The following is an 8663-nucleotide window of genomic DNA, read 5'->3' on the forward strand; positions in this document are numbered from 1 at the left end:
CCGGGTCGTCAGTACACACTGACCCCGTACGCGCTGAGCGCCTCGGTGACCGGCTGGAAGAAGGTCGTACCGCCCGAGGAGCAGTTGCCGCTGCCGCCGGAGGTCAGGCCGATGGCCCGGGTCCCGGAGTAGAGCGGGCCGCCCGAATCGCCGGGCTCGGCACAGACATTGGTCCGGATCATGCCGTACACGACATCGCCGCCGCCGTAGTTCACCGTGGCGTTGAGGCCGGTGACCGAGCCGCTGTGGATGCCGGTGGTGGAGCCGCGCCGGGTCACGGACATGCCGACGGTCGCGTTCGCCGCGCTGGTGATGTCCTGATTGCCCACCGTGCCGGGGTGGTCGAGGGAGCTGTTGGAGTAGCGCACCAGGCCGTAGTCGTTGCCCGGGAAGCTCGATCCCGCGGTGGGCCCGAGGGTCGTGGTCTTGCCGGAGTTGGTGTACCAGGTGCCGGCGCCCTCGGTGCAGTGCCCGGCGGTGAGCGCGTAATACGTGCTGCCGCTGCGGACGTTGAAGCCGAGCGAGCAGCGCCAGCTGGAGGCGTAGATCGCATCGCCGCCGGAGATCAGCTTGCTGAACTTCCCCGGCGTGCGCTCGATGTCGAGGGCGCCTGCCTGCGCCCCGGCCGCACGTTTGATCTCGTTGATCTCGGCCTGGGAGACGGTGCTGTCCACCGTGACCACCAGGCGGTTCGTCTTCGGGTCGACGTTCCATGCGGTGCCTGCGACATCGGCGCCCAGCACCGCGTCGCCGGCCCGGGCCAGTTGGGCGGAGCTGTAGGTGCCGGCCTCGTCGGCGCTCGCCGAGGGTACGGCCAGTGCGGCCGCCGCCACGAGCCCGGTGGCCACGGCGGTCAGCCGGGTCCGTCTCGCCGTGCCGCTGCGGGGGGTGGTGCGCTTGATCCTCACTTGTCGTTCCTCCCGAGGGGAATCGGGGGTCCGGCTCAGTGCCGGGCCCGTGAGGCGCAGCCGGGGAAACCTGCCGGTATTCCGGACAAGTTGTGACCCTGACAAGCGCTGCTCGGGAGTATTGGGCGAGCGGTCCGACCGCACAAGGGCGCCTTTCGGCCGTACGGCAGCACCGCCCGCCGGTCCGTGTGGACCGCGCGCCTCAGCAGTCGCAGTCGCAGCAATCGCAGCAGTCGCAGTCCCGGCAGCACCCTTCGCGCTTCTTGCGCGACCAGGGGCCCTCGTACTCCTTGGCGCAGCACAGCTTGCAGGTGCAGCACAGCAGCGTGAACATCCCACAGCCCGCCCAGAATCCACGCCGCTCGGGCCCGGGTGCCGGTCNCAGCCCGCCCAGAATCCACGCCGCTCGGGCCCGGGTGCCGGTCCCGGGAATCCGCCCGGACCACCGCCGGGGCCACCGGGACCGTACGGGTTCCCCGGCCCTGAGCCCCCGTAGGGATTGCCGGTACCGCCACCGCCGTAGGGGTTGCCCCCGCCGGGCCCTCCGTAGGGGTTGCCACTGCCGTCTCCGTACGGGGCACCCGCGCCCGGCGCCTGGTGGGCGCAGCTGGTGACGCCGAAGGCGCGGTCGACGGAGCGGTGCAGCTCGTGCACGAACAGCTGGTGGACGAGGCCGCCGTCGGTGAACTCCGCGTCGCGCAGCGCGAGTCGGATGCCGTGCAGGGCGTCGCCGGCGAGCCGGCGGGCCTCCGCGCGCGGGGTCCCGGTGGCCGTCAGCGGGTTCCAGGCCCCCGCGGCCGCATCGGCCTGCTGGTCCTCGACCGCGTCGAGGAGGTGCGCGAGCCGTCCGAAGAGACGGCCGGCCTCCGCGAGCGGCGCCGCGTTGCCGGGCCGGCCTGCGAGCACGGCGGTGTGCGCGAAGGCTGCGGCGGTCGCGGTCTCGGTGGGCTCGGTCACCACGAGCAGCGAAGTGCCGGGCCCGGCGAGGGACTCGATGCCGGACTGCCGGTCGACGGCGTCGACGAGGACCGCGGTGTCGAACCCGACGGCCGCGCCGGTGCGGGCGCCCGCCCGGTCCCAGCCCCCGGCCACCTTGCGGGCGGCGAGGGCGAGCGGCCTGCGGGCCAGTACGCCGTCCCGGTCGGCGACATGGTCACGCACCTTGGCCGAGGCGAGGACGAGCGAGACCGCCGCCGCCAGCCGCGCGCCCTCGCCGCGCGCCACCGACGCGGTCCGCATGCCACGCAGCGGACAGGGCCCGGCGGTACGACGGCCACCACCCGCACCCGACACGGCCTGAGCCTCCGTCAGAACCGAGACGAGCAGCCCGTCGTAGTTGGTGACGACCCGCGCGAACTGCCCGTGGTCACCGCGCAGTGCGAGACAGAGACCGCACAGATGGGCCATCCACTGCGTGGCCAGACCGTCACCGAGACGATGACTGCAGGGCCTGACGATTCCGAACAAGACCGCTCCCCGTAAGACGTTCGACGTACCCGCCGCATGCGGCGCGGACCGCATGCTATCCGCCGCCCCGCACCCCGTGACACGCCGACATCACCCGTACGCCACGACAAGTAATATTTCACTCGCTGTCAGCAGCCTTGCCCAGCAGGCCCCTTGAAGAATCGGGGCCCGTTCTGCACCAGTCGCGTCACGAAAACCCCGCGCGGCGACTATCCCCTTGGCGCAGTATCCGCATCATGGACGACCATAGGGGTGCGGACGGCAGGGAACCGCTGTGAGAGGAGGCGTCCATGGGATCGGTGCGCAAGGCGAGTGCCTGGCTTGGCCTCGTCGACGACAACGATGACGAGCGTGCATACGCAGGTTACGACGACGACTACGACGACACGGCCGCGAGGTCCGAGCCCGGCGACGCCGCCTGGGTCACCGACCCGAGGGTGCGGGTGGCGGCCGAGACGGCCGAGGAGCAGGGACGCCGCATCGGCACGATCGCCCCGGACGGCTTCCGGGACGCCCGCGCCATCGGAGAGCTCTTCCGGGACGGGGTCCCGGTCATCATCAATCTCACGGCCATGGACCCTGCCGACGCCAAGCGCGTGGTGGACTTCGCGGCCGGTCTGACCTTCGGTCTGCGCGGCTCCATCGAGCGCGTGGCGAACCGGGTCTTCCTGCTCAGCCCGTCGGACACCCGCATCGTGAACGGCGAGGCGTCGGGGCGCCCGGCGGACGGGTTCTTCAACCAGAGCTGACCGGCGGGCGGCTCACCGGAAGGCGTCGAGTCCGGTGAGCGCCTTGCCGAGCACCAGTTGGTGCATCTCGACGGTGCCCTCGTAGGTGAGCACCGATTCGAGATTGGTGGCATGCCGCATCACCGGATACTCGAGCGAGATGCCGTTGGCGCCGAGTACGGTGCGCGCGGTGCGGCAGATCTCGATGGCCTCCCGGACGTTGTTCAGCTTTCCGAAGCTGACCTGTTCGGGCCTGAGGCGGCCCGCGTCCATGCGGCGGCCCAGATGGTGGGCGAGCAGGATCCCCTTGTGCAGCTCGACGGCCATGTCCGCGAGCTTGGCCTGGGTCAGCTGGAAGCCGCCGATCGGACGCCCGAACTGCTCGCGGGACCTGGCGTATTCGAGCGCCGAATCGAAGCAGGCGCGGGCGGCGCCCATGGCTCCCCAGACGATCCCGTAGCGGGCGTGGCTCAGACAGCTGAGCGGACCGCGCAGCCCGGTGACCTCGGGCAGTACCGCATCGGCGGGCAACCGCACCTCGTCCAGGACGAGTTCGCTGGTGACCGAGGCGCGCAGCGACCACTTGTGCTTGATCTCCGGTGCGGAGAATCCGGGGCTGTCGGTGGGTACGGCGAAGCCTCTGATGCCGTCGTCCGTCTGCGCCCAGACCACGGCGACGCCGGCGACCGAGCCGTTGGTGATCCACATCTTGCGGCCGGTGAGCACCCAGTCCGTGCCGTCCCGCTTCGCGTACGTCCGCATGCCCGCCGGGTCGGATCCGTGGTCCGGCTCGGTGAGGCCGAAGCAGCCGATGATCTCGCCGGCGGCCATGCCAGGCAGCCAGCGCTGCTTCTGCTCCTCGGAGCCGAAGCGGTGGATGGCGTACATGGCCAGGGAGCCCTGGACGGAGACCAGGGAGCGGATGCCGGAGTCGGCGGCCTCCAACTCGAGGCAGGCCAGGCCGTACTGGACGGCGCTCGCGCCGGCGCAGCCGTATCCCTCGAGGGACATGCCGAGGGCGCCGAGTGAGCCGAGTTCCCTGGCCAGGTCGCGGATGCCGGGGAGTTCGCCGCGCTCGTACCAGTCTGCGATGTGCGGCAGGACCCGGTCGGTGGCCCAGTCGCGTACGGACGCGCGGATCGCGAGGTCCTCCGGGTCGAGCAGGTCGTCGAGGCCGAGCGGATCGTCGGGGGCGAAGGGCGGGCGCTTCGGGGACGGTGTTGCGGACATCGCGGGCCTCCGGCACGGGTGCGTACGTGGAACGGGCGCGTACGTAAAACTAGCGGTGGTAGTCAGGTACTCGCCGAACGTACGGGGACAGTGTCCGTCCCGTCCAGACCTCCCCGCACGTGTGCGTGCTCGGAGGATGCTCCGGGAGGTCAGCGGGAGGACTCGGCCGCGAAGGCCGTGCGGTCCCGGGGAGTCGCGGGGGCCGGTACGCCGACGCCGTGGCGCGGCTGCTCGGTGCCCCGCTCCACCGCGCGCGGGGCCGGCTCGGTCCCGGTGTCCGGTGTGCTCGGCTGCTCGCCGCTGCAGGTCTCCATCGTGCGGGGCAGCTTGAGGGCGGCGAGTGCGCCGACGGCGAGCAGTGCGGCACTGACGTACAGGGTGACGTGCAGTCCGTGCACGAAGGAGTCGCGCGCCGCGGTGCGCAGCGCCTCGCCGGCCCGGCCGCCGAGCCGGGCGGCGACCTGGTAGGCCTCGCCGAGCGAGTGGCCCGCCGCCTCGCCGGCCGCGATCGGTACACCGGGCACGGAGGTGAGGCCGGGGGCGTACGCCGCGTTCATGACGCTGCCGAGCAGGGCCGTGCCGACGCCCGCGCCGAGCTGGTACGAGGTCTCGCCGATGGCCGCGGCGCCGCCCGCCTGATGCGCGGGTGCCTCGCTGAGCATCGATTCGTAGGCGCCGAAGAGCGTGGTCTGCAGGCCGAAACCGAGGGCCACGAAACCGACGACGAGGAGCACGGGATTGTCGTGCGTCCCCATCAGGGTCAGGGTGAGCACGGCGGACGCGGTGACCGCGAATCCGGCCGCGACCATCACCCGCGGGCCGAGCCGGTGCAGGAGCTTGCCGCCGACGAGCCCCGCGGCCATCGCGGCGAAGGTGAGCGGCAGCATCCTGAGGCCGGTCTCCAGCGGCGAGAGGCCGAGGACGAGCTGCAGATACTGGGCGGCTATCAGCATCAGGCCGACCAGGGCCAGCACCGCGAGGACCACACAGCTCACCGAGGTGCCGAAGGCCGGCCGGGCGAACAGGGTCAGGTCCACCAGGGGGTGCTCACGGCGCCGCTGCCGGCGTACGAACAGGACGATCAGGGTGCCGCCGAGCAGCAGGGGCCCCAGCGAGACGGGCGCGAAGACGCCTTGCGACGCGGCCTGCTTCACCGCGAAGACGGCGCTGAACAGACCCGCGGCGGCCATCAGCGCACCGACCACGTCCCAGGGTCCGTCCTGCGAGCCCGTCGACTCGGGCAGCAGCCAGCGGCCCACGGGCAGGCTGACCAGCATCAGCGGGATGTTGATCAGGAAGACCGCGCCCCACCAGAAGTGCTCCAGCAGGAAGCCGCCGAGCAGCGGTCCGCAGGCCGCGCCGACCGCGGCGACCGCGCTCCAGACGCCGACGGCGATGGCCCGCTCGCGCCGGTCCGGGAAGACCTGGCGCAGGATCGACAGGGTGGCGGGCATGATCATGGCGCCGCCGACGCCGAGCAGCACCCGCGCCGCGATCAGGAGTTGCGGGGTGTGGGCGAAGGCCGCGAGTGCGGAGGCCAGGCCGAAGATGCCGTATCCGATGAGGAGTACGCGTCTGCGGCCGACCCGGTCGCCGAGGGTGCCGAAGAGGATCAGCAGCGAGGCGCAGACCAACGGGTACGCGTCGACGATCCAGAGCAGTTCGATGCCGCCGGGCTTGAGGTCCTCGGTGACCTCGGGCACGGCCACGTGCAGCACGGTCGCGTCGACGGCGACGAGCAGCAGGCTCACACAGAGGACGAAGAGGACGACCCAGCGATTGGCCCCGCCGGGATGACGCAGAAGCCGGGCAACCCCCGAGGGGCGCGCCGAAGCGGCCGCGGTCGTCCCCGACATGTACGTACCTCCCAGTGGTCCCTCGTACACGGCGAACCGGCGGGTGTGCTGCACCGGACCCGGTGCCGTTGCGAGTGAGCCGTCAGCGTACGCGAGTTCATCGCCGGTGCGCGTGGCCGATCTCTCACAGTTCGGGCACCCCGGTGTGGCGTGGGCCACATCTTCTGCGGCTACCACGCATCCGGGGGCCGGCCGGTTGCGTCCGGCGCCCATAATCGAGCCCGTGACCGATCTTGATCAACCCCCCGTACGGAACATGTCGGGCGTACTGCGCCGGGCGGCGCCCGCGCTGCTCGTCTACGCCGGGGTGCGTGCGCTCGGGATCGCGGTGCTCGCGGTCTGGGGCGCGGTGGCCGGCAAGAGCCCGCACCAACTGCTCTCCGCGCGCTGGGACTCGCTCTGGTACACCCGTGTCGCCGACCTCGGATACGGCTACGAGGTGCGGCTCCCGGACGGGAGTGTGCACTCGAATCTGGCGTTCTTCCCGCTGCTGCCCTGGCTGGAGCGGCTCGGCTCCGCGGTGAGCCCGCTGTCGTACGCGGACGCCGGTCTCGTGGTGAGCGCGGTCGCCTCGCTGTGCGCGGCGGGCGGGATCTTCGCGATCGCGGACCGGCTGTACGGGCGGCGGGCCGGGGTGCTCGCGGTGGCGCTGTGGGCCGTGCTTCCGGTGGGTGTCGTGCAGTCGATGGCGTACAGCGAGTCGCTGTTCACGGCGCTTGCCGCCTGGTCGCTGTATGCGGTGCTGACCGGGCGCTGGGTGTGGGCAGGTCTGCTCGCCTCGCTCGCCGGGCTCACCCGGCCGGTGGGCGCCGCCGTGGTGGCCGCGCTCTGGGCGGTCGTCGCGGTGCAGGTCGTACGGGAACGGCGGATCGGTGCACGGCAGCTCGCCGGGCTGTTGCTGGCCCCGCTCGGTGCCGCGGGCTATGTGCTGTGGGTCGGGCAGCGCACCGGCGACGGGCTCTTCGGCTATCTCGATGTGCAGGCGGGGTGGGGCAACGGCTTCGACGGCGGCCTCGCCTTCGCCCGTTTCGCCGGCGGGAAGCTGACCGCGTTCCCGGACGCTCTGGCCGGCCTCGGCCTGATCGTCGGAGTCGCCCTGGTGATCTGGCTGTACGTGTTCGGCGTACGGCAGCGGCAGCCGCTCCCGCTCCTGGTCTACACGGGGATCGTGGTGGCACTCGCGCTCTGCGCCTCGGGCTACTTCGGCTCGAAGCCCCGGCTGCTGCTGCCGGCGTTCCCGCTGCTGCTGCCGATCGCCGTCTCGCTTGCGCGGTGGCGCGCCTCGCGGGCGGCGATCCTCCTCGTGGTGGTGGCGGCCGGATCCGCGGTGTACGGGGCGTTCTGGCTGCACGGCTCGGGGCCGCCGTGAGGCGCGTCCGACGGACCGGGAAATTCCGTACCTGCTTGTGGTTAACGCATTCATACGCATCGGAAAACTCGGCACTCAAATGATCAGCGGAATTCCGGAAAGGAATCCGAGGAGCCTGCACGCAATTCGCCGACCTGCGGGAATAACGGCCCTCCTGAGATCAATCCCACATCACATCGTCATCACGAACCCCCTGCCTGTCCCTGTTTTGGCACTCACCCGCTGTAGCGTCGATTGAGTGCGTACCGAACGAAGTCACTCACGCCTCGACCGGCTGTTCGCCCGGCTGGACCGTGAGCCCGAGCGGCCGGCCAACCTCGACCCGCCCAGGATGAGCCGGCACCGGATCGTCCTGCTCGGCTCGACGCTGGTCTTCTACGCCCTCATCATCATCGCCGTCATCAACACCTCGTGGCTGGTGCGGCTCGACTGGCAGCTGATGTTCTTCCGGCCCTACCAGCAGTGGCCGGAACTGCATGCCTTCATCGACTACTACGTCGTACTCGGCCAGCGCGGCCCCACCGCGGTGATGGTGGCGGCCTGGCTCGGCTGGCGCTCCTGGCGCCAGCACACGCTGCGCCCGCTCCTGATGCTCGGCACCTCGCTGCTGCTGCTCAATCTCACGGTGGGCGCCGCCAAGCTCAGCATGGGGCGGCTCGGTCCGCACTACGCCACCACCATCGGCTCCAACGAGATGTGGCTGACCGGCGACATATTTCCCTCGGGCCACACCGCCAACGCCGTGGTGACCTGGGGCATTCTCGCGTATCTGGCCTCCACGCCGCCCGCCAGGCGATACCTCTCGGCGCTGTCCGCGGTGGTCGCGCTCGGGGTCGGGCTCGCCACCGTGTATCTGGGCACGCACTGGCTCAGCGACGTACTGCTCGGCTGGGCCGCGGGCGTGCTGATCCTGCTCGCGCTGCCGTGGTTCGAGCCGCTCACCGCGCGGGCGGAGACCTGGCTGCTCTCGGTACGCGACCGCATCCGGGACCGGTACCGGCGCGCTCCGGCGACCGGCGGACAGGCGCCGACTCCCGCTCCGGTCCCGCGCCCCGTGCCGGCCGGCGGCGAGCTGGCGGCCCGCGAGGCGTCGGCAGGGCCGCAC

Annotated in this window: 6 protein-coding genes and 1 pseudogene; 3 read left to right on the forward strand and 4 right to left on the reverse strand. The window is 71.5% G+C overall.

What is annotated here, in order from left to right; translation table 11 throughout:
* Positions 1-8: 8 nt before the first annotated feature.
* Positions 9-908 carry a S1 family peptidase gene (locus tag DY218_RS08070; protein WP_128555216.1) on the reverse strand — a complete coding sequence of 300 codons (900 nt, stop codon included), beginning with the start codon at positions 906-908 and terminating at the stop codon, positions 9-11.
* Positions 909-1290: 382 nt separating this feature from the next.
* Positions 1291-2375 (reverse strand): annotated as a pseudogene (locus DY218_RS08075) (DUF5685 family protein); the annotation flags it as partial.
* 290 nt (positions 2376-2665) lie between these two features.
* On the opposite strand from DY218_RS08075, the gene DY218_RS08080 reads away from it, so the two are divergent.
* Positions 2666-3124, forward strand: coding sequence for a cell division protein SepF (locus DY218_RS08080; protein WP_128555217.1), 459 nt, complete (start codon positions 2666-2668; stop codon positions 3122-3124).
* 12 nt (positions 3125-3136) lie between these two features.
* Here DY218_RS08080 and DY218_RS08085 read toward each other — a convergent pair whose 3' ends face one another.
* The gene (locus tag DY218_RS08085; protein ID WP_128555218.1) at positions 3137-4333 is read right to left on the reverse strand and encodes an acyl-CoA dehydrogenase family protein; all 1197 of its coding nucleotides are present in this window, start codon (positions 4331-4333) and stop codon (positions 3137-3139) included.
* Between the two features lie 149 nt (positions 4334-4482).
* Positions 4483-6189 carry an MFS transporter gene (locus DY218_RS08090; RefSeq protein ID WP_128555219.1) on the reverse strand — a complete coding sequence of 569 codons (1707 nt, stop codon included), beginning with the start codon at positions 6187-6189 and terminating at the stop codon, positions 4483-4485.
* Positions 6190-6412: 223 nt separating this feature from the next.
* Between DY218_RS08090 and DY218_RS08095 the strand changes: the two genes are divergently transcribed.
* On the forward strand, positions 6413-7558 hold the full coding sequence (locus DY218_RS08095; protein WP_407703581.1) for a glycosyltransferase family 39 protein: 1146 nt from the start codon (positions 6413-6415) through the stop codon (positions 7556-7558).
* Positions 7559-7796: 238 nt separating this feature from the next.
* Positions 7797-8663: phosphatase PAP2 family protein (locus DY218_RS08100; RefSeq protein ID WP_147336125.1), on the forward strand; the 867-nt coding region annotated here is incomplete at its 3' end.

This window comes from Streptomyces triticagri, assembly GCF_003429565.1.
Lineage (GTDB): Bacteria > Actinomycetota > Actinomycetes > Streptomycetales > Streptomycetaceae > Streptomyces > Streptomyces triticagri.